The organism is Micromonospora sp. NPDC018662 (assembly GCF_044391475.1).
GTDB lineage: Bacteria > Actinomycetota > Actinomycetes > Mycobacteriales > Micromonosporaceae > Micromonospora.
The window spans coordinates 802862-826449 of the sequence record NZ_JBISAC010000002.1 but is presented as its reverse complement, the minus strand read 5'-3'; the positions used below and the strand labels follow the sequence as shown (position 1 = coordinate 826449).

At 73.6% G+C, this 23588-nt stretch carries 23 protein-coding genes; 16 read left to right on the top strand and 7 right to left on the bottom strand.

Annotation, left to right across the window (positions count from 1 at the left end):
• The first annotated feature begins 224 nt into the window (after positions 1-224).
• On the top strand, positions 225-2762 hold the full coding sequence (locus tag ACH495_RS09320; protein ID WP_396857203.1) for an ATP-dependent Clp protease ATP-binding subunit: 2538 nt from the start codon (positions 225-227) through the stop codon (positions 2760-2762).
• A gap of 166 nt (positions 2763-2928) precedes the next feature.
• On the opposite strand, the gene ACH495_RS09315 is transcribed toward ACH495_RS09320, so the two are convergent.
• Positions 2929-3828, bottom strand: a complete 900-nt coding sequence (locus tag ACH495_RS09315) for an A/G-specific adenine glycosylase (RefSeq protein ID WP_396857202.1) — start codon at positions 3826-3828, stop codon at positions 2929-2931.
• A gap of 97 nt (positions 3829-3925) precedes the next feature.
• Here ACH495_RS09315 and ACH495_RS09310 point away from each other — a divergent pair, with 97 nt between their 5' ends.
• The 3 genes from ACH495_RS09310 (at position 3926) to ACH495_RS09300 (ending at position 5884) form a co-directional block, all read left to right on the top strand.
• A complete protein-coding gene (locus ACH495_RS09310) occupies positions 3926-4438 on the top strand; it encodes a glycine cleavage system protein R (RefSeq protein WP_396857201.1) in 513 nt (170 codons plus the stop codon).
• Entirely contained in the window at positions 4435-4998 is a 564-nt protein-coding gene (locus ACH495_RS09305; protein ID WP_396857200.1) for a peptide deformylase, read from the top strand. The genes ACH495_RS09310 and ACH495_RS09305 overlap by 4 nt, the downstream gene beginning before the upstream one ends.
• Before the next feature lie 103 nt (positions 4999-5101).
• Positions 5102-5884 (top strand): hypothetical protein, encoded by a 783-nt coding sequence (locus ACH495_RS09300; protein ID WP_396857199.1) that lies wholly within the window; start codon positions 5102-5104, stop codon positions 5882-5884.
• A 6-nt stretch (positions 5885-5890) separates the two neighbouring features.
• Here ACH495_RS09300 and disA read toward each other — a convergent pair whose 3' ends face one another.
• The 4 genes from disA to ACH495_RS09280 form a co-directional block, all read right to left on the bottom strand.
• The gene (gene disA, locus ACH495_RS09295) at positions 5891-7078 is read right to left on the bottom strand and encodes a DNA integrity scanning diadenylate cyclase DisA (RefSeq protein ID WP_396857198.1); all 1188 of its coding nucleotides are present in this window, start codon (positions 7076-7078) and stop codon (positions 5891-5893) included.
• 142 nt (positions 7079-7220) lie between these two features.
• The gene (radA, locus tag ACH495_RS09290) at positions 7221-8669 is read right to left on the bottom strand and encodes a DNA repair protein RadA (protein WP_396857197.1); all 1449 of its coding nucleotides are present in this window, start codon (positions 8667-8669) and stop codon (positions 7221-7223) included.
• Between the two features lie 105 nt (positions 8670-8774).
• Complete coding sequence (locus ACH495_RS09285) at positions 8775-9554, bottom strand: hypothetical protein (RefSeq protein ID WP_396857196.1); 780 nt, start codon at positions 9552-9554, stop codon at positions 8775-8777.
• A 142-nt stretch (positions 9555-9696) separates the two neighbouring features.
• The gene (locus ACH495_RS09280) at positions 9697-10536 is read right to left on the bottom strand and encodes a UbiA family prenyltransferase (protein ID WP_396857195.1); all 840 of its coding nucleotides are present in this window, start codon (positions 10534-10536) and stop codon (positions 9697-9699) included.
• 45 nt (positions 10537-10581) lie between these two features.
• Between ACH495_RS09280 and ACH495_RS09275 the strand changes: the two genes are divergently transcribed.
• The 4 genes from ACH495_RS09275 to ACH495_RS09260 all read left to right on the top strand — a co-directional run bounded on the left by ACH495_RS09275 (position 10582) and on the right by ACH495_RS09260 (position 14310).
• The gene (locus tag ACH495_RS09275; protein WP_396857194.1) at positions 10582-11337 is read left to right on the top strand and encodes a methyltransferase domain-containing protein; all 756 of its coding nucleotides are present in this window, start codon (positions 10582-10584) and stop codon (positions 11335-11337) included.
• Positions 11338-11378: 41 nt separating this feature from the next.
• Entirely contained in the window at positions 11379-12545 is a 1167-nt protein-coding gene (locus ACH495_RS09270) for an acyl-CoA dehydrogenase family protein (protein ID WP_396857193.1), read from the top strand.
• A 79-nt stretch (positions 12546-12624) separates the two neighbouring features.
• Entirely contained in the window at positions 12625-13683 is a 1059-nt protein-coding gene (locus ACH495_RS09265; RefSeq protein ID WP_396857192.1) for a type III polyketide synthase, read from the top strand.
• 33 nt (positions 13684-13716) lie between these two features.
• Positions 13717-14310 carry a hypothetical protein gene (locus ACH495_RS09260; protein WP_396857191.1) on the top strand — a complete coding sequence of 198 codons (594 nt, stop codon included), beginning with the start codon at positions 13717-13719 and terminating at the stop codon, positions 14308-14310.
• A gap of 7 nt (positions 14311-14317) precedes the next feature.
• On the opposite strand, the gene ACH495_RS09255 is transcribed toward ACH495_RS09260, so the two are convergent.
• Positions 14318-15007, bottom strand: a complete 690-nt coding sequence (locus ACH495_RS09255; RefSeq protein ID WP_396857190.1) for a hypothetical protein — start codon at positions 15005-15007, stop codon at positions 14318-14320.
• Between the two features lie 327 nt (positions 15008-15334).
• On the opposite strand from ACH495_RS09255, the gene ACH495_RS09250 reads away from it, so the two are divergent.
• The 5 genes from ACH495_RS09250 to ACH495_RS09230 all read left to right on the top strand — a co-directional run bounded on the left by ACH495_RS09250 (position 15335) and on the right by ACH495_RS09230 (position 19766).
• Complete coding sequence (locus ACH495_RS09250; RefSeq protein ID WP_091610855.1) at positions 15335-15820, top strand: CarD family transcriptional regulator; 486 nt, start codon at positions 15335-15337, stop codon at positions 15818-15820.
• A gap of 53 nt (positions 15821-15873) precedes the next feature.
• Positions 15874-16569 (top strand): 2-C-methyl-D-erythritol 4-phosphate cytidylyltransferase, encoded by a 696-nt coding sequence (gene ispD, locus ACH495_RS09245; RefSeq protein ID WP_396857189.1) that lies wholly within the window; start codon positions 15874-15876, stop codon positions 16567-16569.
• A gap of 560 nt (positions 16570-17129) precedes the next feature.
• Positions 17130-17612 (top strand): 2-C-methyl-D-erythritol 2,4-cyclodiphosphate synthase, encoded by a 483-nt coding sequence (gene ispF / locus ACH495_RS09240; RefSeq protein ID WP_396857188.1) that lies wholly within the window; start codon positions 17130-17132, stop codon positions 17610-17612.
• A gap of 42 nt (positions 17613-17654) precedes the next feature.
• Positions 17655-18653: a tetratricopeptide repeat protein gene (locus ACH495_RS09235; RefSeq protein WP_396857187.1), complete on the top strand. Its 999-nt coding sequence runs from the start codon at positions 17655-17657 to the stop codon at positions 18651-18653.
• A gap of 72 nt (positions 18654-18725) precedes the next feature.
• Positions 18726-19766 (top strand): NAD(P)-dependent alcohol dehydrogenase, encoded by a 1041-nt coding sequence (locus tag ACH495_RS09230; protein ID WP_396857186.1) that lies wholly within the window; start codon positions 18726-18728, stop codon positions 19764-19766.
• Between the two features lie 52 nt (positions 19767-19818).
• Here the strand turns inward: ACH495_RS09230 and ACH495_RS09225 are convergent, their stop codons facing one another.
• Positions 19819-20985 (bottom strand): homogentisate 1,2-dioxygenase, encoded by a 1167-nt coding sequence (locus ACH495_RS09225; RefSeq protein WP_396857185.1) that lies wholly within the window; start codon positions 20983-20985, stop codon positions 19819-19821.
• A gap of 93 nt (positions 20986-21078) precedes the next feature.
• On the opposite strand from ACH495_RS09225, the gene ACH495_RS09220 reads away from it, so the two are divergent.
• From ACH495_RS09220 to ACH495_RS09210, 3 genes are all read left to right on the top strand, one after another.
• A complete protein-coding gene (locus ACH495_RS09220; protein WP_396857184.1) occupies positions 21079-21945 on the top strand; it encodes a hypothetical protein in 867 nt (288 codons plus the stop codon).
• A complete protein-coding gene (gene fahA, locus ACH495_RS09215; RefSeq protein ID WP_396857183.1) occupies positions 21942-23141 on the top strand; it encodes a fumarylacetoacetase in 1200 nt (399 codons plus the stop codon). The genes ACH495_RS09220 and fahA overlap by 4 nt, the downstream gene beginning before the upstream one ends.
• Before the next feature lie 145 nt (positions 23142-23286).
• Complete coding sequence (locus tag ACH495_RS09210) at positions 23287-23496, top strand: DUF397 domain-containing protein (protein ID WP_396857182.1); 210 nt, start codon at positions 23287-23289, stop codon at positions 23494-23496.
• Positions 23497-23588: the final 92 nt, after the last annotated feature.

Here is a 23588-nt window from a genome sequence, read left to right as displayed (position 1 = left end):
GAATTTCGCTCTGCGCGTACAGGCGGGGGTCCCGGAACACCTCCTGAGCGTGGACGGTTGGCAGAAACGACGTCGGAACGGTCATCGGCGGGGTCACACGACCTCAGCGGGGACGGTCCGCGGCGATAGAGTAAGGAGGCACGGACGCCCGTCCCGGACGTTCGCGCACCGGCCCCGCCGAGATCTGACCATCAAGGCGCACGGCATGTGAGGAGCACGAGGGCATGTTCGAGCGGTTCACCGACCGAGCGCGACGGGTTGTCGTCCTGGCCCAAGAAGAGGCCCGGATGCTCAACCACAACTACATCGGTACGGAGCACATCCTGCTGGGCCTGATCCACGAGGGTGAGGGTGTCGCGGCAAAGGCCCTGGAGAGCCTCGGCATCTCCCTGGAGGGCGTCCGTCAGCAGGTCGAGGAGATCATCGGCCAGGGCCAGCAGGCGCCGAGCGGGCACATCCCGTTCACGCCGCGGGCCAAGAAGGTGCTGGAGCTGTCGCTGCGCGAGGCGCTGCAGCTCGGCCACAACTACATCGGCACCGAGCACATCCTGCTCGGCCTGATCCGCGAGGGCGAGGGCGTTGCCGCCCAGGTGCTGGTCAAGCTCGGCGCCGACCTCAACCGGGTCCGCCAGCAGGTGATCCAGCTCCTCTCCGGTTACCAGGGCAAGGAGCCGGCCGCCGCGGGCGCCGCGCCGGGCGAGGCCGCGCCGTCGACCAGCCTGGTGCTGGACCAGTTCGGCCGCAACCTGACCCAGGCCGCCCGCGAGGGCAAGCTCGACCCGGTCATCGGGCGCGAGAAGGAGATCGAGCGGGTCATGCAGGTGCTGTCCCGCCGCACCAAGAACAACCCGGTGCTGATCGGTGAGCCCGGCGTCGGCAAGACCGCCGTGGTGGAGGGGCTGTCCCAGAAGATCATCAAGGGCGAGGTGCCCGAGACGCTGAAGGACAAGCAGCTCTACACGCTCGACCTCGGTGCCCTGGTGGCCGGTTCGCGTTACCGCGGTGACTTCGAGGAGCGCCTCAAGAAGGTGCTCAAGGAGATCCGCACCCGCGGCGACATCATCCTGTTCATCGACGAGATCCACACCCTGGTCGGCGCGGGCGCCGCCGAGGGCGCGATCGACGCCGCCAGCATCCTCAAGCCGATGCTGGCCCGCGGTGAGCTGCAGACCATCGGCGCCACCACGCTCGACGAATACCGCAAGCACCTGGAGAAGGACGCCGCTCTCGAGCGCCGCTTCCAGCCGATCCAGGTGGGTGAGCCGTCGCTGGCCCACACCATCGAGATCCTCAAGGGCCTGCGGGACCGCTACGAGGCACACCACCGGGTGAGCATCACCGACGCCGCGCTCGTGGCTGCCGCGACGCTGGCCGACAGGTACATCTCGGACCGCTTCCTGCCGGACAAGGCGATCGACCTGATCGACGAGGCCGGTGCCCGGATGCGCATCCGCCGGATGACCGCGCCGCCGGACCTGCGTGACTTCGACGAGCGCATCGCCCAGGTGCGTCGCGACAAGGAGTCCGCGATCGACGCGCAGGACTTCGAGCGGGCCGCTCAGCTCCGCGACAAGGAGAAGCAGCTCCTCGGCCAGAAGGCCCAGCGGGAGAAGGAGTGGAAGGCCGGTGACCTGGACGTCGTCAGCGAGGTCGACGACGAGCAGATCGCCGAGGTGCTCGGCAACTGGACCGGCATCCCGGTCTACAAGCTGACCGAGGAGGAGACCTCGCGCCTGCTGCGCATGGAGGACGAGCTGCACAAGCGCGTCATCGGCCAGGAGGACGCGGTCAAGGCGGTCTCGAAGGCGATCCGGCGCACCCGGGCCGGCCTGAAGGACCCGAAGCGCCCGTCCGGCTCGTTCATCTTCGCCGGCCCGTCCGGTGTCGGTAAGACCGAGCTGTCCAAGGCGCTCGCCGAGTTCCTCTTCGGCAGCGAGGACGCCCTCATCCAGCTCGACATGTCCGAGTTCCACGACCGCTACACGGTCTCCCGGCTGGTGGGTGCCCCTCCCGGCTACGTCGGCTACGACGAGGGCGGCCAGCTGACCGAGAAGGTGCGTCGCCGGCCGTTCTCGGTGGTCCTCTTCGACGAGATCGAGAAGGCCCACCCGGATGTGTTCAACACGCTCCTCCAGATCCTGGAGGACGGGCGCCTCACCGACGGCCAGGGCCGGATCGTGGACTTCAAGAACACGGTCATCATCCTGACCACCAACCTCGGCACGCGGGACGTCGCCAAGGCGGTCTCCCTGGGCTTCCAGGCCTCCGAGGACTCCGAGTCGAACTACGACCGGATGAAGCAGAAGGTCAACGACGAGCTCAAGCAGCACTTCCGGCCCGAGTTCCTGAACCGGATCGACGACACCATCGTCTTCCACCAGCTGCGCGAGCTCGAGATCCTCTCGATCGTGGACATCATGATCCAGCGGATCGAGGGCCAGCTGCGCAACAAGGACATGGGCCTGGAGCTGACCGACAACGCCAAGAAGTACCTGGCGAAGAAGGGCTTCGACCCGGTGCTGGGCGCGCGGCCGCTGCGTCGCACGATCCAGCGCGACATCGAGGACAACCTGTCCGAGCGGATCCTCTTCAACGAGCTGACCCCGGGTCAGATCGTGGTGGTGGACTGCGAGGGCGACCCGGAGAACATCGACAAGTCCAAGCTGGTCTTCCGGGGCGCGGACCGGCCGGACGCCGTGCCGGACGCGGTCCCGGCGGATCTCGGCGCCGCCGCCACCGGCGCGGACGACGCCGCCGCGTAAGCGGGCAACTGTTCCCAGGGCGACGGCCCCGGTCGGCGAGAGCCACCGGGGCCGTCGCCTTTCCCGTGCCGCCCCCGCCCGTCCCGGTGAACAAGGAGTTTGCGTTCGTTGGCGACGCGAGCTCCCTGATCACCGCTCGGTGCGGGGTCCAGGTGAGGGGGAGCCGTCAGGGCAGGGGGACCGGTGGGCCGTCGCCGGCGAGCCGGAAGGACTCCGGGCCCACCGGTTCCACCAGCCCGTCGGTGACCAGCCCGGCCAGTGCCCGGGCCCGCTGCACGTCGTCGTGCCAGACCTGGTCCAGCCGCTGGTGCGGCACCGGTCCGCTGGTCTCCCGCAGCACCGCGAGGAGCAGTCCGCGTACCTGCCGGTCGGTGCCGGCGTAGCGCTGCGGCCGGCGGGTCGGCCCGGTCGGCGCGGCCTGCCCGGAGGCCCGCCAGGCGCAGCTGGACTCGACCGGGCACACCGCGCACCGGGGCACGCGGGCGGTGCAGACGACCGCCCCGAGTTCCATGAACGCGGCGCTGGCCAGGGCTGCCGCGGCCGGCTCGGTCGGCAGCAGCTCCTCGGTGGCGACCAGGTCGGCGGGGCGGGTGGTCGGGCCGGCGTCCGGCTCACCGGCGATCGCCCGGCACACCACCCGCCGGACGTTGGTGTCGACCACCGGGTGCCGCTGCCCGTACGCGAACGCGGCCACCGCCCGGGCCGTGTACGTGCCGACGCCGGGCAGCGCCAGCAACTGGTCCAGCCGGTCGGGCACCACGCCGCCGTGCCGCTCCACGACGGCCACCGCGCACTCGCGCAGGCGTACCGCCCGGCGGGGGTAGCCGAGCCGGCCCCACATCCGGATCGCCTCGGCCGGGGTGTCCTCGGCCAGCGCCCGCGGCTCCGGCCAGCGGGCCAGCCACGCCTCCCACGCCGGCACCACCCGGACCACCGGGGTCTGCTGGAGCATGACCTCGCTGACCAGGATCGCCCAGGCGCCGATGCCGGGCTTGCGCCAGGGCAGATCGCGGGCGTTGCGCTCGTACCACCGGCTGACCTGGGTGGCGAAGGTGGGCTCAGTCATGGCGGTGCCGATGATGTCACGGGCGGCTTTCCCGCTGGTTGGGCGGGCCGGGTGGGCCCGGCGTGGCGGGACTTCGGCGGCGGGGCAGAATGTCCGAATGAACGAGCTCGCGATCACCGTCATCGGCCGGGACCGGCCGGGCATCGTCGCCGACGTCGCGGAGGCCCTCGCCCGGCTCGGCGCGAACCTCACCGACTCGACGATGACCCGGTTGCGCGGGCACTTCGCGATGACGTTGATCTGTGTCGGGCCGGCCGCCGCCGACGTCGAGGCCGCGCTGGCCCCGCTGGCCGCCGACGGGCACCTGCTGGCCACCGTACGCGCGGTCACGCCGGACGGCGGCAGCGCGGCGGCCGGTGAGCCGTACGTGCTGGCGGTGCACGGCGCGGACCGGATGGGCATCGTGGCGGCGATGACCCGGGTGCTGGCCGACGCCGGCGGCAACGTGACCGACCTGAGCACTCGGCTGACCGGCTCGCTCTACGTGGTGGTCGCCGAGGTGGAGTTGCCGCCGGGCAGCTCGGACGAGGTGGCCGGCCGGCTCACCCGGGCGGCGGCCGAGTTGGGTGTCGGCGTCAGCCTCCGCCCGGCGGACTCGGACCTGCTGTGACCACCGAGGGGTACGCCGGCCTGGGCGGCTGGACGCCGGAGAAGCTGGGCGTGCGGGGCGAGGTCCGTCCGGTGGTCGCCGCCCCGGAGCCGGTGCTGAGCCGACCCGGTCCGGAGGTCGACCCCACCGCGGACGAGGTGGTGCGGCTGGCCGCCGACCTGGTGGCCACCATGCGCGTCTCGCCGGGCTGCGTGGGTCTGGCGGCGCCGCAGGTCGGGGTGAACGCCCAGGTGTTCGCGGTGGACGTGACCGGGCACCCGAAGGCGGTCACCGTGCACGGCACGTTCGTGCTCTGCAACGCCCGGGTGGTGGAGGCGAGCCGGTGGAAGGCCGGCCGGGAGGGCTGCATGTCGGTGCCGGACCTGACCGGTGACGTGAAGCGGGCCAGCCGGCTGGTGGTGGCGGGCGTGCTGCCGGGCAGCGGGGAGCCGGTGCGACTGGTGACCGACGGTTTCGAGGCGCGTGCGCTCCAGCACGAGATCGACCACTGCGCCGGGTTGCTCTTTCTCGACCGGGTCGCCGGGGCGCACGCCGTCTACCAGCGCCAGGTCTATCTCTGACCGGTCCGGCACGCTCCATCGTGGACGATCGGCTGGGGTGACACGCGGTTACCGGCGCGTCGGACCGGCGCACCGAGCGCCGCGCGGCTACGGTAGGCGCATCATGCGTCTGACGGTCGGCCCCCTGCCCCCCACCGTGTACTGGCGGCGTCGTGCCGTCGTGCTCGGCGCGGGCCTGCTCTTCCTGATTGTCCTGCTCTACTCCTGCACCGGCACGGACCGCAACGCCGGCGGGCCGGGCGGGGGTGATCCGTCGCCGGGCGGCTCCGCCGGGGCGGCCCCGGGTCCCTCCGGCTCGGTGTTGAGCCCGCAGACGGCCAGCCCGTCGCCGGCGCCGGATGCCTCGGGTGGTGACACCGGCGCCGATGGTGGTGGCACCAGCAGCGGTGGTGGCACGAGCAGTGGCGGCGGCACGAGCACCGGGGGCGGCTCGGGCACGGGTGACGGCTCGGGCGACGGCGGCGCGTCCGGGGAGCCGGTCTCCGCCGACGGCGCCTGCACCGACGCCGAGCTTCAGGTGACGCCGGTAGCGGTGCCGGCCACCGCCCAGCGGGGCACGGTGGTCACGCTGCGCCTCAAGGTCAAGAACGTCTCGAACCGCACGTGCAGCCGGGACGTCGGCGCCGATCTCCAGGAGCTCTACGTCAAGGCCGGCGCGGAGAAGATCTGGTCGTCGGACACCTGCGGCACCGGCAAGGGCTCGGATGTGCAGTCGTTCACGCCGAACTTCGAGCGCGCCTACGAGCTGGGCTGGAACGGGCGGGACACCAGCCGCTGCGCCGACGGGCTGGCCGCCGGCCCGTACGCCCCGATCGGCACGTACCAGGTCTTCGCCCGGGTCGGCACCAAGATCAGCGAGCCGGTGAAGTTGACCGTCACCGGCTGAGGCGGGTCAGACGTACCGCTCCAGGATCGACGCCTCGGCGAGCCGGGACAGGCCCTCGCGGACGCCCCGGGCGCGGGCGTCGCCCACCCCCTCGACGGCCTGGAGGTCCTCGACTGTCGCGCCGAGCAGTCGCTGGAGGCTGCCGAAGTGCACCACCAGCCGGTCGACCACGGCCGCGGGCAGCCGGGGCACCTTGGCCAGCAGTCGGAACCCGCGCGGGCTGACCGCCGCGTCGAGCGCGTCCGAGGCGGACGGGTAGCCGATCGCCTTGGCCACCGCCACCAGGTCGATCAGCTCGGTGGCGCTGAGCAGGTCCAGCTCGACCAGCCCTTCGTCGAGTGTGCGCGACTTGCGGCCGACCGGCAGGTAGTCGCGGATGACCAGGGTGCGGTCGGCGTCCACGCCGGCCATCAGCTCGTCGAGCTGGAGCGCCAGCAGCCGGCCGTCGGTGCCCAGCTCCACCACGTAGCCGGCGATCTCGTCGGCGATCCGCCGGACCATCTCCAGCCGCTGCACCACGGCCACCGCGTCGCGGACGGTGACCAGGTCTTCGATCTCCAGGGCGGACAGCGTGCCGGAGACCTCGTCCAGCCGGAGCTTGTAGCGCTCCAGCGTGGCCAGGGCCTGGTTGGCCCGGGACAGGATCGCCGCCGAGTCGTCCAGCACGTGCCGCTGGCCGTTGACGTAGAGGCTGATGATCCGCATCGACTGGCTGACCGAGATGACCGGGTAGCCGGTCTGTCGGGCCACCCGCTCGGCGGTGCGGTGCCGGGTGCCGGACTCCTCGGTGGGGATGGACGGGTCGGGCATCAGGTGCGCGCCGGCCTGGACGATCCGGGTGCCGTCGCTGGAGAGCACCACGGCGCCGTCCATCTTGCACAGCTCACGGACCCGGGTGGCGGAGAACTCCACATCCATCGGGAAGCCGCCGGTGCAGATCTGCTCGACCACCTTGTCGTAGCCGAGCACGATGAGCGCGCCGGTGCGACCGCGCAGGATCCGCTCCAGGCCGTCGCGGAGCGCGGTGCCCGGTGCCATCAGGGCGAGGTTGGCCCGTAGCGGGTCGGCGCCGGCGCCGGCGCCGCTGCCGGCGACGCTCACGCTGATGGCACGGGTGGGGTTGCCGCTCACGGCGCCGGTGCGGGCGTGCGGCGTCGCCGTTGCGGGCTTGGTGGCATCGCGGTCGATCGGCACGCGCACAGTCTACGGACTGCGGTGCGGTGGGTGCTCTCGTGGTTACTGTGATGTGTCGTGGTGTCCGGCGCGGCGGGGGGCCGCCGGGCGGGACGGCCTGTCCGGAATCGCCCGGCCGCTCCCGGCACGTGACTACCCACTGTCACTCCGCGGATGCCCGGGCGGCGGCCTGGAGCGCCGCTCGCACGTCCGTGACCTCGATCACCCGCATCTGCTCAGGGGCGACGCCGCTGCTGCCGGGGCCGCAACCGGGCGGCACCAGGGCCAGCCGGAAGCCCAGCCGGGCGGCCTCGGCCAGCCGCCGGGGCACCGCGCCGACCCGGCGTACCTCGCCGGTGAGCCCGACCTCGCCGATGGCGACCAGGTGCGGGTTGAGCGCGAGGTTGAGCCCGCCGGAGGCCACCGCGAGCGCCACCGCCAGGTCGGCGGCCGGCTCGACCACCCGGATGCCGCCGACGGTGGCGGCGAAGACCTCACGGTCGTGCAGCGTCAGCCGCTCGGTGCGTCGCTGGAGCACGGCCAGGACCATGGCCAGCCGGGCGCCGTCGAGACCGGAGACGGTGCGTCGCGGCGAGCCGGCGACCGTGGCCCCGATGAGCGCCTGCACCTCGGTGACCAGCGCCCGCCGGCCCTCCATGGCCACCGTGACGCAGGTGCCCGGCACCGGCTCGGAATAGCGGGTCAGGAACAGGCCGGACGGGTCGGCCAGGCTGCTGATGCCGCCCTCGTGCATCTCGAAGCAGCCCACCTCGTCGGCCGCGCCGAACCGGTTCTTCACGCCGCGCACCATGCGCAGCGAGGAGTGCTTGTCGCCCTCGAAGTGGAGCACCACGTCCACCAGGTGCTCCAGCACCCGGGGGCCGGCCACCTGGCCGTCCTTGGTGACGTGCCCGACCAGCACGGTGGCGATGCCCCGTTCCTTGGCCACCGCGACCACCGCCGCGGTGACCGCGCGCACCTGGGTCACCCCACCGGGCACCCCCTCGGTGCCGGTGGTGGAGATGGTCTGCACCGAGTCGAGCACCAACAGCCCCGGCTTGACCGCGTCGAGGTGGCCGAGCACCGCCGCCAGGTCACTCTCGGCGGCCAGGTAGAGCTGGTCGTGCAGGGTGCCCATGCGCTCGGCCCGCAGCCGCACCTGGCTGACCGACTCCTCGCCGCTGACCACCAGCGACGGGCTGCCCGCGCCGGCGGCCCACTGCTGGGCCACGTCGAGCAGCAGGGTCGACTTGCCGACGCCGGGCTCACCGGCCAGCAGCACCACCGCGCCGGGCACCAGCCCGCCGCCGAGCACCCGGTCGAGCTCGCTGACGCCGGTCGGCCGGGCCCGAGCCGGCGCGGCGCTGATGGTGGCGATCGGCCGGGCCGGCTCGGCCGGCATCCGGGAGCTGACCACCCGGCCGGAGACCAGTGGGCCGGTGACCGTGGACTCGACCACCGAACCCCACTCGCCGCACTCGGGGCACCGCCCCATCCACTTGGGCGGCTGGTGGCCGCAGGCGTCGCACTCGTAGGCCGGGCGGGGCTCGCGGGTGGCGGCGCGACCGCGGCCGGCGCCGGCGCGGGACGGGGTCGATCGGGGCGTGGTCACCACCGGACGCTATCCGGCCGGTGTGACGAAAGCCCACCGCCGAGACGACGACACCGCCGCGTGGCGCTGGCCACCGCGGCGGTGTCGGACGGAACGGGTACGGCGTCAGCCGTGGCTGCCGCCCTCGGTGCCACCCTCTTCGGCGGAGTGCTCGCGCGGGTTGACGATCTGGGACGGCTGCGCCGGCGGGGTCAGCGGGACACCGATCGGCGCCGGCGTCTTGATCACCTTGCCGTCGCCGAAGTCGAAGGTCAGGTTGACCTGCTGGCCGACGAGGAGCTTCTGGTTCAGGCCGACGAGCTGGAGGAACTGCGGGTTGCCGCTGTTGAGCTGCGCGTAGCCGAGCGCCGGGATCTCGATCCGGGCCGGCTGGCCGGCCGGTGCCGACGCGCTCTCCGACGGCGACGCGCTCCCCGACGGCGACTCGCTGGGCGAGGCGGACGGTGAGGCGGGCACCTCCAGCGACTGGCTGGGGGAGGCGCTGGGGTCGGCGGCGGTGGGCGACGCCGACGCCGGCTCGGTCGGCGAGCCGGTCGGGGTGGCCGCGCCGCTGGCGCCGGCCGCGCCGGTGAGCAGGATCTCACGGGCGCTGTCGGTGGTGACGGTCACCGTCACCGGGGCCTGGCTGTCGTTGTAGATCACGACGTTCAGCGGCGCGTTCGCGCCGGCCTGGTAGCCCTCCGGGCCGGGGAACTGCACGTAGAGCCCGCGCACCTTGTAGAGGTTGTCGGAGGTCTGGACGTTGACGCCCTGGACCGACGGGATCTTGTTGGCGGTCTCGGCCACCTGCCCGGCGCCGCACCCGGACAGCAGCAGGCTCGCCGCCGCCGCCGTGCCGGCCAGCAGCAGGGCCGGCCGCCGGGAACCCCTGATCGAGCGCGTCACGTCGGTCCTCCTCGTCACGATCCCCGCCCGGTCGACCCCCGGACACGGGGTGGCCATACCCGCGCAGACCGCGCTCCAGGGTAGTTGGAGCTGATCGAGGCCCGCACGCGGACCCGGCAATGCCACCCTCGGTGGCGACGGCTCAGACCACCCGGCCGTTCGCCACCAGCAGCACCACATCGATGAGCGCCACCACCAGCACCGACCGGAAGGCGGCCACCGGACGGCCGCCGGTCCCGGCCGCGGCGCGTCCGACGTACCACCCGAGGGCCGGCACCGCGACGGCGGCGGCGACCGCCGACAGGCCGGTCCACGACGGCGGCCCGGGCGGACCGAACACCAGGGCGACGGTGGCGGCGAGGAGCAGCCCGGCGGCGGCCCACCGGCTGCCCGCGGGGCCCAGCCGGTGGGGCAGCCCGCGCACTCCGGTGCGGGCGTCGTCGGCCAGGTCGGGCAGCACGTTCGCGAAGTGCGCCCCGGCGCCCAGCAGGGCGGCGGCGGCCACCAGCCAGACCGGCGGCGCGGGCGAGCCGGGCCGGGCCAGCACCACGAACGCGGGCAGCGCGCCGAACGAGACCGCGTAGGGCAGCACCGACACCGGCGTCGACTTCAGCGGCTTGTTGTAGAGCAGCGCGGAGACCAGCCCCAGCGTGGCGCAGGCCGCCGCGGCCGGGCCGCCGGCCAGCGCCAGCAGTCCGGTGGCGACGGCGGCCACCGCGGTGGCCCGGGCCAGCGTCGGCCGGCTGACCGCGCCGGTGGTCACCGGCTTGTCGGTACGCCCCACCGCGGCGTCCCGGTCGGCGTCGATCAGGTCGTTGCTCCAGCCGACCGCGAGCTGGCTGGCCAGCACCGTCAGCGCCACCGTCACGATTCCCACGGCGGTGTGCCCGACGCCGGCGGCGAGCAGCGCGGCGACCACCACGACCGCCGCCGCCGGCTCCGGATGACTCGCCCTGACCAGCCCTAACACCCGCGTCGACATAAGGGAAGTCTGGTCGTTACCGGGGAGTCGTGCCACGCTCGGTCCATGCCAGACGTGTCGGCGGTGCCGAGCCCGCACCGGGCGCTGCCCCCGAACGACCCCCGGCAGTACGACGACCTGGCCGGCGAGTGGTGGCGGCCGGACGGCGCCTTCGCCATGCTGCACTGGCTGGCGCGCGCCCGCGCCGCCCTGGTGCCCCCGGCGTCCACCCCGGACGACCTGCTGGTCGACCTCGGCTGCGGGGCCGGGCTGCTGGCGCCGCACCTGGCCGGCAAGGGCTACCGGCACGTCGGGGTGGACCTGACCCGCTCCGCGCTCGACCAGGCCGCCGCGCACGGCGTGACAGTGCTCCAGGGTGACGCCACCGCCGTGCCGCTGGTCGACGGGTGCGCCGCCGTGGTCTCCGCCGGCGAGCTGCTGGAGCACGTGCCGGACTGGCGACGGGCGGTGGCCGAGGCGTGCCGGTTGCTGCGGCCCGGCGGGCTGCTGGTGCTGGACACGCTCAACGACACGCTGCTGGCCCGGCTGGTCGCGGTGGAGCTGGGTGAACGGCTGCCGACCGTGCCGCGCGGCATCCACGACCACCGGCTCTTCGTGGACGCCCGGGCGCTGGTCGCCGAGTGTGCCCGGCACGGCGTGTCGTTGCGCCTGCGCGGGGTCCGGCCGGAGCTGGGCGGCACGCTGGCCTGGTTGCTGCGCCGGTGGCGGGGCGGCGACCGTCCGGTCCGGACGGAGCCGCGCATCGTGCCGACGCGGTCGACCGCGGTGCTCTACCAGGGCAGTGGACGCCGGGGCGGATAGCGGAGGTCACCGGGGGTAAGGGACGCCGAGAAGGGGGCGACATGACCGTGTACGCGCTGGAGGCGGCCCGCCGGTTGGCGCCGCGACTGGCCGCCCGGGCGGCCGGGCACGACCGGGACGGCTCGTTCCCGGTGGACGACTTCGCCGACCTTCGCCAGGCCGGCCTGTTCGGGCTGATGGTCCCGCGCGAGCTGGGCGGGCAGGGCGCGACCTTCGCCGAGTACGCCGCCGTCGCCACCGAACTGGCCCGCGGCAACGGCGCCACCGCGCTGGTGTTCAACATGCACGCCTCGGTCACCGGGGCGCTGGGCGCGGTGACCGAGGAACTGGCCGAGGCGCTCGGCGTACCGGAGGAGGCGCTGGCCGCCCGCGACCGGCTGTTGCGCGCGGCGGCCGACGGCGCGTGGTATGCGGTGGCGATGAGCGAGCGCGGCGCCGGCGCGCGGTTGTCCCAGCTCAGCACCGTCTACGAGCCGGTCGACGGTGGCTGGCACATCAAGGGCGCCAAGACGTTCTGCTCCGGCGCCGGCCACCCGGACGGCTACCTGGTGGCCGCGCGCAGCGCCACCGACCAGTCGCTGGTCTCCCAGTTCCTGGTCCCGGCCGGGGCGGGGATCACGGTCGAGCCGACCTGGGACTCGCTCGGCATGCGCGCCACCTCGTCGCACGACCTGCACCTGGACGTGACCGTCCCGGCCGACCGGCTGCTCGGCGGCGTGGAGGGGTTGGCGCTGGTGGTGGCCCAGCTCATGCCGCACTGGTTGGTGGCCAGCTATGCCGCCGTCTACGTCGGGGTGGCCCGGGCCGCGATCGACGCGGCCGCCGAGCACCTGAACACCCGCGGCCTGGCCGGGTTGCCGGCGGTCCGGGCCCGCCTGGGTCGGGCGGACGCGGCCACCGCCGCCGCCGAGCTGGTGGTCGCCGAGGCGGCCCGTCGGGTCGACGAGGAACCCGGCTCCGCCGAGACGAACCGCTGGGTGTGGCGGGCCAAGCTGCTGGCCGGCACCACGGCGGCCGACGTGGCGGCGTCCATGCTGGAGGCGGCCGGCACGTCGGCGACCCGCCGGGGTCATCCGTTGGAGCGCCTCTACCGGGACGCCCGGTGCGGCTCGCTGCATCCGGCCACCTCCGACGTGTGCGCCGACTGGCTCGGCATCGCCGCGCTCGGCGGCGACCCGGACCGGGACGGCTCGGTCCCTCGTTGGTGAGCGCGAGGAGTGAGCCGGTTCTGCGAGCCCCGCAGTCGCGAACGAAGGCCGGCCCGGGAGCGGGGAACGTTGTCGAGAGGTGGGGGACGTGGGCGTACCGGTGATCGCGGGTCTGGGCATGGCGCTGCCGCCGGGCGCCGCGCAGGACGAGCTGTGGACGGGTTTCTTCGAGAAGCACTTCTCGGGCACCACGCGGGTGCTGGCCGAGAAGATCTTCGCCAACTCCGGGGTGACCCGGCGGCAGGCGGCGGTGAACCCGCTGCTGGAGGATGTCTCGGAGTGGCCGACCGAGCGCCGGATGCGCCGCTATCAGGTCGAGGCGCTGCCGCTCGGGAAGGAGGCGGTCAGCCGCGCGCTCACCGCCGCCGGCCTGGACGCCTCCGACGTCGGCCTGTTCGTGGTCTGTTCCTGCACCGGTTACGCCACGCCCGGCCTGGACATCCTGCTGGCCCGTGACCTCGGCATGGCCCCGGGCACCCAGCGCATGTTCGTGGGGCACATGGGTTGCTACGCGGCGCTGCCCGGGCTGGGTGCGGTGAGCGACTTCGTCACCGCCCGGGGGCGGCCGGCGCTGCTGCTCTGCGCGGAGCTGACCAGCCTGCACATCCAGCCGCCGGGTGCCCGGGTGGACACCCAGCAGATCGTCTCGCACGCGCTCTTCTCGGACGCGGCGGTCGCCGCCGTGGTCGTCCCCGGGGGCCGGGGGTACGCGGTGCGCGAGGTCACCTCCGTCACCGACACCTCCACCGCCGACCACATGACCTGGGACGTCACCGACACCGGCTTCCGGATGGGGCTGTCGCCGAAGGTGCCCACGGTGCTGTCCCGGTTCGTCCGCGACCTGGTGGACGACCTGTTGGCCCGGCACGGCTGCGACCGGTCCGAGGTGGACGGCTGGGCGGTGCACCCGGGTGGCCCGCGGATCCTCAACGTGGTGGAGCGTGAGCTGGAGCTGCCGCCGACGGCGCTGGCGGCGTCCCGGGAGACGCTGGCCGAGCACGGCAACTGCTCGTCCCCGACGGTGCTGCTGATCCTGGACCGGCTGGCCGGTAGGCCGTCGCCGCCGCGTCGGGTGGTGATGCTCGCGTTCGGGCCGGGGCTGACGCTCTACGCGGCGTTGCTGGAGCGCGCGGGCTGACGGGCCGCCGGTCGCGTCGATACGCTGCTCGGCATGGTCTCGGAGGAGCGGATCCGGGCGGCGATGCTGGTCGGCCTGACCGTGCTGGCGGTGGCGCTCGGCGGGTGGTGGTGGCGGTCGACGGCGCCCTGGCTGGGCACGACCGTGGGCGCCTCCGCCGACGACCTCGCCCGGTCCCGCGTCGATGTCGACGCCGCGGTCGGGGCGGCGCCACCGGAGCAGCCGACAGCCCGCTCCAGGATGGTGGTCGAGGTCGATCCCCGTACCGGCGAGGTCCGTTCGCCGGTGGTGGTCGACGTGGAGCCCGACGGTGGGACGCGCCAGGGGGACGTGTCGCACGTGGTGTGGCGGGAGACGTCCCGGCTGTCGCCGGGCGGGCCGCCGGTCGTGCGGCAGGCGAATCCGTCGCGGGACGACGAGTACCGGCTGTCGGTGAGCTGTGCCGGCGACGGGGCCGTCTCGATGACGGTGTCCGGGGCCGGCTCCGACGGCGTGGAGCGGGTGATGGGCTGCGGTGGGCGGGTGAACGTCTCGCTCCTGGGCGGCACGGGCGCGCCGGTGTTGGTGCGGTTCGCCGCGGTACGGGGCGAGGTCGAGCTGGACGCGCGGATGGAGGCGCTCTACTGAGCCGGGTTCAGCCGGCCAACCGGGCCAGGTCGGCCTGGTAGTCCGCCGCCGGTCCCAGTTCCGGCACCACCCGGACGAGCGTGCCCCGTCGGTCCACGAGCAGCGCGGCGGCGGTGCCCGGGTGGGCCGAGAGGTGCAGGTAGGAGCGCAGGCCGCCGGCCGGGTCGCCGAGTGGGCGTACCCCGGGAGCGGTGGCGGGCCCGGCGCTGCGGCCCTCGGTCACGGTGACCACTGTGACGCCGGTGGGTGCGGTGGCCGCCGCCGTGCCGACCTGGTCGACGCAGGCGCAGGCGTCGACCAGGATGATCATGGCGGGGAGCAGGCTGCGCAGCGGCACCGGTGTGTCGTCGGCGCCGACCAGGTCGAGCGCGGGCAGCGGGCCGACCGCCGCCGGCGTGGGAGCGCTGGCCCGGGGGAGCACGGTCGGCGCACCGGGGGAGCGGTGCGGTCGCGGCCAGGTGACGGCGGCCAGCCCGGCGAGTGTGATCAGCACCGAGACCAGCAGCGTCAGCAGGGGGAGCGTGAACCGGGCCGGCCGGCCGGTGCGTCGAGGCGCGCGGCGCAGCTCGCGGCGGACCTGCCGGGCCTCGTCGGCGAGCGCCGAGGCGTCGTCGGGCACGACGACCCGGCCCCATTCCGGAGGCAGCCCCGGCAGCCCGTCCGCCGGGCCTTGGCCGTCCGCGTCAGGCACGCCCATCGGACCCCCAGGAACGTCTCGGCGAGCGGACGTCACGTCCACCATCAGGGTCCCGCACCGGGGGCCGTACCGCCACACCTGGGCGCGGGTGGAGTTACGGAGCTACCATGGAAGAAGCGCATTGCCCTAGATCCGTACGCTCCGGTCACCCGTACCGGGTTGTCATTTGTTCGTCACGGAGCGTGTTCAATCCATCGTCTTGGCCTCCTGTCAAGCCGAAGAAATACCTCTCACAGGGCCCCTGAGCTGCGCCAACGATCAGGACAGCGGTGAGACATCGGTGCCTGAGCGTGTTACCCTAGACACAGCGAAAGGGGTTTCGAACCTATGGTTTTCAGTGTCGGCGAGACCGTTGTTTACCCCCACCACGGGGCCGCACTCATCGAGGCAATCGAGACTCGGGTCATCAAGGGCGAGCCCAGGGAATACCTCGTCCTGAGGGTCGCGCAGGGTGACCTGACGGTCCGGGTGCCCGCCGAGAACGCCGAGATCGTGGGTGTGCGCGAGGTGGTCGGCGAAGAGGGCCTGGGCAAGGTCTTCGACGTGCTCCGTGCTCCGCACACCGAGGAGCCCACCAACTGGTCGCGGCGTTACAAGGCGAATCTGGAGAAGCTGGCCTCCGGCAACCCGCTGAAGGTGGCCGAGGTCGTCCGCGACCTGTGGCGCCGGGAGCGGGAGCGGGGCCTGTCGGCGGGCGAGAAGCGCATGCTCGCCAAGGCTCGTGACATCCTCGTGGGCGAGGTCGCGCTGGCCGAGAAGAGCACCAAGGACGAGGCGGAGTCGCTGCTCGACAAGGTGCTGACCGAAGCCTGATCCGCACCGCTGCCTCTACCCGCAGCACCAGGAACGAAACCGAGGACCGCGACGTGACCGCGCAGCTCAATCCGCGCGGTGACGTCGCGGTCCTCGTTCCTGCGGCCGGTGCCGGCGTACGCCTCGGCCCCGGCGCTCCGAAGGCGCTCCGAGCGCTGGGCGGCGAGCCGCTGCTGGTGCACGCCGTCCGGCGGATCGCCGCCGCGCCGTCGGTGCACACGATCGTGGTGGCCGCGCCCGCCGCCGACGTCGAGTCGGTCCGGGCGCTGCTGGCCCCGGTGGCACCGGTGACCGTGGTGCCGGGTGGCGCCGAACGCCAGGCCTCCGTCGCGGCGGCCCTCGCCGCCGTGCCGGCCGGGCCGGAGATCGTCCTGGTCCACGACGCGGCCCGGGCGCTCACCCCGCCCGAACTGGTCGAGGCGGTGGCCGAGGCGGTCCGCGGCGGGCACGACGCGGTGATCCCGGTGCTGCCGGTGGTCGACACGATCAAGGAGGTCGACGCCGCCGAGCGGGTGCTCGGCACCGTCGACCGGGCCGTCCTGCGCGCGGTGCAGACCCCCCAGGGCTTCCGCCGGCCGGTGCTGACCGCCGCGCACCGGGCGGCCGGTGATCCGCTCACCGACGACGCCGGCCTGGTGGAGAAGCAGGGCGTCGCGGTCTTCTGCGTGCCCGGCTCCGAGCTGGCCCTGAAGATCACCCGCCCGTTCGACCTGACCCTCGCCGAACACCTCCTGACCGCCGGCGCCTGACCGTCCCCGTGCTGCGTCGATCAAGGAGTTTGCGTCGGCCGCACGGTCCCTCGTGACGCGAACTCCTTGATCGACGTGGGCGGCGACGGAGTGGTGGCATGCCCGGTGAGGTAGTGCTAGTCAGCCTTGTTCAGCTCTCGGGTGGCGGCGGCTCGTCCGCGCCGCGTGCCTTCCACGGCTGGTGTTCCGCGATCCAACGCTCTACGTCTTCCGCCCACCAGACGGAGCCACCGGCTAGGCGTTCGAACGGCTCGGGGAAGTCGGGCCGGCTGGTGAGCTGGACCACCCGGACGCGCAGTGCCGGGAAGATGGGTGCTCGATGCTGAATTGGGCGCGTGGGGTGTTGAAGGCGCGACGCCACGCTGGCAACCGCCCGGAGATCTGATTTGCACGAGGAGAGCACACAGAGCGGTCCGGACCCAGTGGTCCGGGGTCTCTCACGATGCCGGAGCGAAAAGAGCCCCAGGCGCATGCACGAGGCAGAGGCGACACTGGGGCGTACGGGACAAAGCTAGCGCTAGCCCACGCGATCGTCCAGGAGCGACGCGTACGCTCGGGTCATGATCGTTCCTCGGGTGGCCGTCGGCACCGACGTGCACGCGTTCGCGGCCGGACGGCCCTGCTGGGTCGCCGGCCTGCACTGGCCCGGGCAGGACGGCCTGGCCGGCCACTCGGACGCCGACGTGGTGGCGCACGCCGCCTGCAACGCGTTGCTCTCCGCCGCCGGCCTCGGCGACCTGGGCGCCAACTTCGGGGTCGACCAGCCGGAGTGGGCGGGCGCCTCCGGGGTGGCGCTGCTGACCGAGAGCGCGCGCCGGGTGCGGGCGGCCGGCTTCACGATCGGCAACGTGTCGGTGCAGGTGGTCGGCAACCGGCCCCGGATCGGGTCCCGTCGGGACGAGGCGCAACGCGTGCTCTCCGAGGCGGCCGGCGCGCCGGTCACGGTGTCCGCGGCGACCACCGACGGCCTCGGCTTCACCGGGCGCGGCGAGGGGCTGGCCGGCATCGCGGTGGCGCTGGTGTACGAGGCACCGGCGCACTGACCCGTTCCGCGTCGCCGGGTGACGGCGGTTACGCTCGCCGGGATGCCGAGTGACGCCGCCCCCGACCAGTCCGCCGCCGACGGCTACCTGCAACGCGCGCACCTCCTCGCCGAGCTGGGCCGCTACGACGAGGGGATCGGCGAGCTGACCGCGCTGATCGCGGTGGAGCCCGCGCACCTCGCCGCGCTGACCATGCTGGCCCGGATGCAGCTCGCCGCCGGTCGTCCCGCCGAGGCGCTGACGGTGGCCGAGGCGGCGGTCGCCGCCGACCCGGGTGGCGCGCCGGCGCTGGTGGCACGCGGGTTCGCGCTGCTCGACCTGGAGCGCTGGAAGGCCGCCGCGAGCACCGCGGACGAGCTCCTGGCGCTCGACCCCACCGACGCGTACGCGCAGCGCAGCGCCGCCGCGATCCTGTCCGCCGCGCGCAACGGGCAGCCGGCGCTGGACGCGGCCTGGCGGGGGGTCGAGCTGACGCCGGACGAACCGGAGGCGCACCTCGTGCTCGGCCTGGTCGCGGTCCGGCTGGAGCTGTTCGACCTGGCCGAGCGCGCCTACCGGGAGGCGTTGCGACTGGACCCGGAGCTGGCCGGCGCGGGGCAGGACCCGGGCGTGGCCCGGCTGGAGCGGCGGCGCTACGCGGAGACGCTGGAGCACCTGACCGAGGTGGCCGACATCTCCCCGGCCGGGCCCGACCCGGTGCGGACCGTCGATGCCGGTGTGCGCCGGCTGGTGCTGTCCGCCGCCGGTTGGTCGCTGGCCGCCTCCCTGCTGGTCGCCGCGCTGGCCCCGACCGCGCCGGGCGTGTCCCGGCTGCTCGCGGCGCTGGCGGCGGTCGGGGCGGTGCTGCTGGCCTGGCGGCCGCTGACCCGGCTGCCCGGCGTGCGGGACGCGATGTCGCGCGGTCTGGCCCCGGCGGTGTACGCGGGGGCCGCCGCGCCGCTGCTGCTGCTGGTCTACGCGTTGGTCGGTGGCCCGTGGCCGCTGGTCGGGGCGATCACCGCCACGGTGGTCGCCGGGTTCGTCGCGCTCACCCGGCGCTGAACGGGTATTCCCGCTGGCCCGGGTGAGGAAGCATACGTGTGCCGGCCGGTGGTCCCGGGGTAGGAAGGTCGAATGCTGACTGTCAACGCCTACGCGGCGACGTCCGCGACCGACCCGCTCACGCCGACCACCATCGAGCGGCGGGACCTCGGACCGGACGACGTCCTCATCGACATCAAGTTCGCCGGCATCTGCCACTCCGACATCCACACCGCGCGCAGCGAGTGGGGCCCGACCACCTATCCGATCGTCGTCGGCCACGAGATCGCCGGCGTGGTGCGGGAGGTCGGCTCCGCGGTGACGAAGTTCGCCGTCGGCGACCGGGTCGGCGTCGGCTGCATGGTCGACTCCTGCCGGGAGTGCGACAACTGCCGCCGGGGTCTGGAGCAGTACTGCCTCAAGGGCAACATCGGCACGTACGGGGCGGTCGGCCGGGACGGCCAGCCGACCCAGGGCGGCTACGCACAGGCCATCGTGGTCACCGAGGACTTCGTGCTGCGCATCCCGGACGGCATCGAGCTGGACGCCGCCGCGCCGCTGCTCTGCGCCGGCATCACCACCTACTCGCCGCTGCGGCACTGGAACGCCGGGCCGGGCCGGAAGGTGGCCGTGATCGGCATGGGCGGCCTCGGTCACATGGCCGTCAAGCTCGCGCACGCCATGGGCGCCGAGGTGACCGTGCTGTCCCAGTCGTTGAAGAAGCGGGAGGACGGGCTGCGGCTCGGTGCCGACCACTACTTCGCCACCTCGGACGAGGGGACGTTCACGGAGCTGGCCGGCTCGTTCGACCTGATCGTCAACACCGTCAGCGCGACCATCGACCTGGACGCCTACCTGGGCCTGCTGGCCGTGGACGGGACGCTGGTGAACGTGGGCGCGCCGGAGGACCCGCTGTCGGTGCGCGCGTTCTCGCTGATCCCGGCCCGGCGGTCGTTCGCCGGCTCGATGATCGGCGGCATCGCGGAGACCCAGGAGATGCTCGACTTCTGCGCCGAGCACGGGCTGGGTGCCGAGATCGAGGTGATCCCGGCCGAGAAGATCAACGAGGCGTACGAGCGGGTGCTCGCCTCCGACGTGCGCTACCGCTTCGTCATCGACGCCTCGACGTTCTGACGATCCGATGCGAGGAAGGGGGCCGCGTTCGCGCGGCCCCCTTCGTCGTACGTCAGGGCTTGCGCGCCCAGGTCCAGGCGTAGCCGTCGTCCTCGCAGGCGGTGCCCGCGTCGCAGAGGTCCAGCGGGCGGAACGTGTCGACCATGACCGCCAGCTCGTCGAAGAAGTCCGCCCCGATCGACCGCTCGGCGGCGCCCGGCTGCGGGCCGTGGGTGAAGCCGGACGGGTGCAGCGAGATCGAGCCCTGCTCGATGCCGGAGCCGCGCCGGGCCTCGTAGTTGCCGCCGGTGTAGAACAGCATCTCGTCGGAGTCGACGTTGTGGTGGTTGTACGGCACCGGGATGGCGGCCGGGTGGTAGTCGACCTTGCGCGGCACGAACGAGCAGATCACGAAGTTCGGGCCCTGGAAGGTCTGGTGCACCGGCGGCGGCTGGTGGATCCGCCCGGTGATCGGCTCGAAGTCGTGGATGGAGAACGCCCACGGGTACAGGTGCCCGTCCCAGCCGACCACGTCGAACGGGTGGTTGGCGTAGACGTACCTCGTCCATCCGCGGCGGTGCTTCACGAGCACCTCCACCTCCTCGCCGTCGACCAGCAGCGGGGTGTCCGGTCCCCGGACGTCGCGCTCGCAGTAGGGCGAGTGCTCCAGGAACTGCCCGCGTACGGAGAGGTAGCGCTTGGGCGGGCCGATGTGGCCGGACGCCTCGACGGCGAGCAGCCGGGTCGGCTCGTCGCCGGTCGGCACCAGGCGGTGGATGGTCGAGGTGGGGATGACGACGTAGTCGCCGGCCACGGCGTCGAGCGCGCCGAACGGCGACTCCACCCGCAGCGAGCCGGATTCGAGATAGAGGCAGTGGTCGCCGGTGGCGTCGCGGAACAGCGGCGACGGCCGGTCGGCCAGCACGTACGCGATCCGGACGTCGTCGTTGGCGAGCAGGTACCGCCGGCCGAGCACCGGGTCCGCACCGCTGCCGTCGAGCTTGTGCGTGCGCAGGTGGCGCGGCTTGAGCGGCAGGTTCGGCACCCGGGTGACGGTGGGCGGGGCGAACTCCTCGGCGGCGAGGATCGCGGTCGGCGCGTGCCGGTGGTAGAGCAGCGACGAGTCGGACGAGAAGCCCTCCTGGCCGACCAGTTCCTCGGCGTAGAGCGTGCCGTCGGGCTGCCGGAACTGGGTGTGGCGCTTGCGGGGCACCTCGCCCACGCTGCGGTAGTACGGCATCTCGCCTCCGTTATGTCCCGTTGGCCGGCCGGTGGCGTCCGATAATCGGACGCGGTTGTCCGTTCCTCGTAGCGTCCCGTACATTCTTCTCTCGTGTCAACGCAGGTGCCCCGCCTCCTCACCGGCCTGGTCGACGACGCCGCGGTCTTTCCGCCCGGCAACGCCGCGCTGCCCGACGCGGTGACCGCGCACCGCCGGCACCGCGACGCCTGGTACGCCGGCCTGGTCGGCCCGCTGCTGCTGCCCGCCTCGGAGATCGAGGACGGCGCGCTGCGCGGGCAGGTGGACCCGGCCGATGGCTTCGTCATCGGGCTGATCGGCGACACCGGCCTCGACCGGCTACCCGCCGCGCTCGCCGCCCTCACGCCGGACGGCGTCACCGCCCGGCAGGTCGAGGCGCCGGTCGCCAAGCGGGGCGAGGACCCGCAACCCGGCCTGGCCGAGCTGGTCGCGCTCGCCGGGCGGCTCGACGGCACCGCCGTCTACGCGGAGATCCCACTGACGTTCGGGCTGATGGGCGCGCTGGACGCGCTCGCCGAGGCCCGGGCCGGCGGACTGCCGGTGGCGGCCAAGTTCCGCACCGGCGGGCTGGCCGCCGAGCTGTTCCCGACCCCGGTCGAGCTGGCCGCGGTCATCTGCGCCTGCCGGGACCGGGACCTGCCGTTCAAGCTCACCGCCGGGCTGCACCACGCGATCCGGCACCGCGATCCGGAGACCGGCTTCACCCACCACGGTTTCGTCAACGTGCTGGCCGCCACGCTGGCCGCGGTCGAGGGCGCCGAGGTGGACGGTGTGGCCGAGCTGCTGGCCGTCACCGACTCGGTGCGCGTGGTCGAGGCGGCCCGGGCCCGGCGCGAGGCGCAGCGCCCGCTCTGGGTCGGGTACGGCTCGTGCAGCATCGCCGAACCACTTACCGATCTGATCCGGCTGGGGCTGGTGAACGGAGGCTTCGAATCGTGAGCTGGGTTCCTGGGGCGGCGGGTTCGCCGTACGGGGTGACGAACCTGCCGTACGGCGTGTTCCGCCACGGTGAGCGCGAGCCGCGCATCGGCGTCCGCATCGGCGATCTCGTGCTGGACCTGGCCGGCGCGGAGGCCGCCGGTCTGGTGCTGGCCGGCGGCGCGCTGGGCGGGCACACGCTGAACGCGTTCCTGGCGCTCGGCCGGCCGCAGTGGACCGCCGTCCGGGAGCGCGTCACCGAGCTGCTCACCGACCCGGCGCACCGGCCGGCGGTGGAGCCGCTGCTGGTGCCGGTCGGTGAGGTCGAGCTGCTGCTGCCGTTCGAGGTGGCGGACTACGTCGACTTCTATTCCTCCGAGCACCACGCCTCGAACGTCGGGCAGATCTTCCGGCCCGGCCAGCCGCCGCTGCTGCCGAACTGGAAGCACGTGCCGATCGGCTACCACGGCCGGGCCGGCACGGTGGTCGTCTCCGGCACGCCGGTGGTACGCCCCAGCGGGCAGCGCGCCAGCGCGCAGGGCCCCACCACCGGCGCCTCCGTACGCCTCGACATCGAGGCCGAGGTCGGCTTCGTGGTCGGCGTGCCGAGCCGGCTCGGCGAGCCGGTGCCGGTGGCCGACTTCGCCGACCACGTCTTCGGCGTGGTGCTGGTCAACGACTGGTCGGCCCGGGACATCCAGGCCTGGGAATATCAGCCGCTCGGCCCGTTCCTGGGCAAGTCGTTCGCCACCTCGGTGGCCGGCTGGGTCACGCCGCTGGACGCGCTCGGCGCCGCGTTCGTGCCCGCGCCCGACCAGGACCCGCCGGTGCAGGACTACCTGCGCGACACCCCGCACCTCGGGCTGGACCTGACGCTGTCGGTGGAGTGGAACGGCGAGCGGGTGACCGAGCCGCCGTTCGCCACCATGTACTGGACGCCGGCCCAGCAGCTCGCCCACCTCACCGTCAACGGGGCGTCGCTGCGCACCGGCGACCTCTACGCCTCCGGCACCGTCTCCGGCCCGGAACGCGGCCAGGTCGGCTCGTTCCTGGAACTCACCTGGGGCGGGTCCGAGCCGGTGACGTTCGCCGACGGCAGCCAGCGGACGTTCCTGGCCGACGGCGACACGGTGACGATCACCGCCACCGCGCCCGGCCCGGACGGCACCACGATCGCGCTCGGCGAGGTCACCGGGACGGTCCTCCCGGCCCGCTGAGATCCGGTTTCCCGAACCGAAGGCCCCGGTCGCACCCACTGTGCGACCGGGGCCGTTTCCTCGTGCGTTGATCGACGCGGATCGGGTGCGCGCGGGCGGTGCCGGTCCGGTACGCACCCACGAGGAAACACAGGGAGGACCGAGCATGACCGAGCTGATCGGTGCCGTCTGGCGCACCAGCAGCCGTTCCAACGATCAGGGCCTCTGCGTCGAGGTGGCCACGAACGTGGTGGCCGCGCACGGCGTGGTGGGCGTACGCGACTCGAAGGACCCCAGCGGTCCGGCACTCGCGGTGAGCCCACCGGGGTGGACCGCGTTCGTCACGGCGTTGCGGCGCGACGCCTTCCGCGGCTGATCGATCCCGGCGACCCCGGTGCCCCGCCGGGGGCGCCGGCGGCGGAATTGTCACCATGGGGCTCCCCCACACCGGTGACGGCCCGTACCGTG

What these genes read in the sequence shown, in the direction of transcription:
- ACH495_RS09230 (WP_396857186.1), top strand. Translation starts at nt 18,726, where the DNA reads ATGCTGACTGTCAACGCCTACGCGGCGACGTCCGCGACCGACCCGCTC.
- ACH495_RS09235 (WP_396857187.1), top strand. Translation starts at nt 17,655, where the DNA reads ATGCCGAGTGACGCCGCCCCCGACCAGTCCGCCGCCGACGGCTACCTG.
- ACH495_RS09275 (WP_396857194.1), top strand. Translation starts at nt 10,582, where the DNA reads ATGCCAGACGTGTCGGCGGTGCCGAGCCCGCACCGGGCGCTGCCCCCG.
- ACH495_RS09225 (WP_396857185.1), bottom strand. Translation starts at nt 20,985, where the DNA reads ATGCCGTACTACCGCAGCGTGGGCGAGGTGCCCCGCAAGCGCCACACC.
- ACH495_RS09310 (WP_396857201.1), top strand. Translation starts at nt 3,926, where the DNA reads ATGAACGAGCTCGCGATCACCGTCATCGGCCGGGACCGGCCGGGCATC.
- ACH495_RS09320 (WP_396857203.1), top strand. Translation starts at nt 225, where the DNA reads ATGTTCGAGCGGTTCACCGACCGAGCGCGACGGGTTGTCGTCCTGGCC.
- ACH495_RS09280 (WP_396857195.1), bottom strand. Translation starts at nt 10,536, where the DNA reads ATGTCGACGCGGGTGTTAGGGCTGGTCAGGGCGAGTCATCCGGAGCCG.
- ACH495_RS09315 (WP_396857202.1), bottom strand. Translation starts at nt 3,828, where the DNA reads ATGACTGAGCCCACCTTCGCCACCCAGGTCAGCCGGTGGTACGAGCGC.
- ACH495_RS09300 (WP_396857199.1), top strand. Translation starts at nt 5,102, where the DNA reads ATGCGTCTGACGGTCGGCCCCCTGCCCCCCACCGTGTACTGGCGGCGT.
- ACH495_RS09255 (WP_396857190.1), bottom strand. Translation starts at nt 15,007, where the DNA reads ATGGGCGTGCCTGACGCGGACGGCCAAGGCCCGGCGGACGGGCTGCCG.
- ACH495_RS09260 (WP_396857191.1), top strand. Translation starts at nt 13,717, where the DNA reads ATGGTCTCGGAGGAGCGGATCCGGGCGGCGATGCTGGTCGGCCTGACC.
- ACH495_RS09250 (WP_091610855.1), top strand. Translation starts at nt 15,335, where the DNA reads ATGGTTTTCAGTGTCGGCGAGACCGTTGTTTACCCCCACCACGGGGCC.
- ispF (WP_396857188.1), top strand. Translation starts at nt 17,130, where the DNA reads ATGATCGTTCCTCGGGTGGCCGTCGGCACCGACGTGCACGCGTTCGCG.
- ACH495_RS09270 (WP_396857193.1), top strand. Translation starts at nt 11,379, where the DNA reads ATGACCGTGTACGCGCTGGAGGCGGCCCGCCGGTTGGCGCCGCGACTG.
- ACH495_RS09210 (WP_396857182.1), top strand. Translation starts at nt 23,287, where the DNA reads ATGACCGAGCTGATCGGTGCCGTCTGGCGCACCAGCAGCCGTTCCAAC.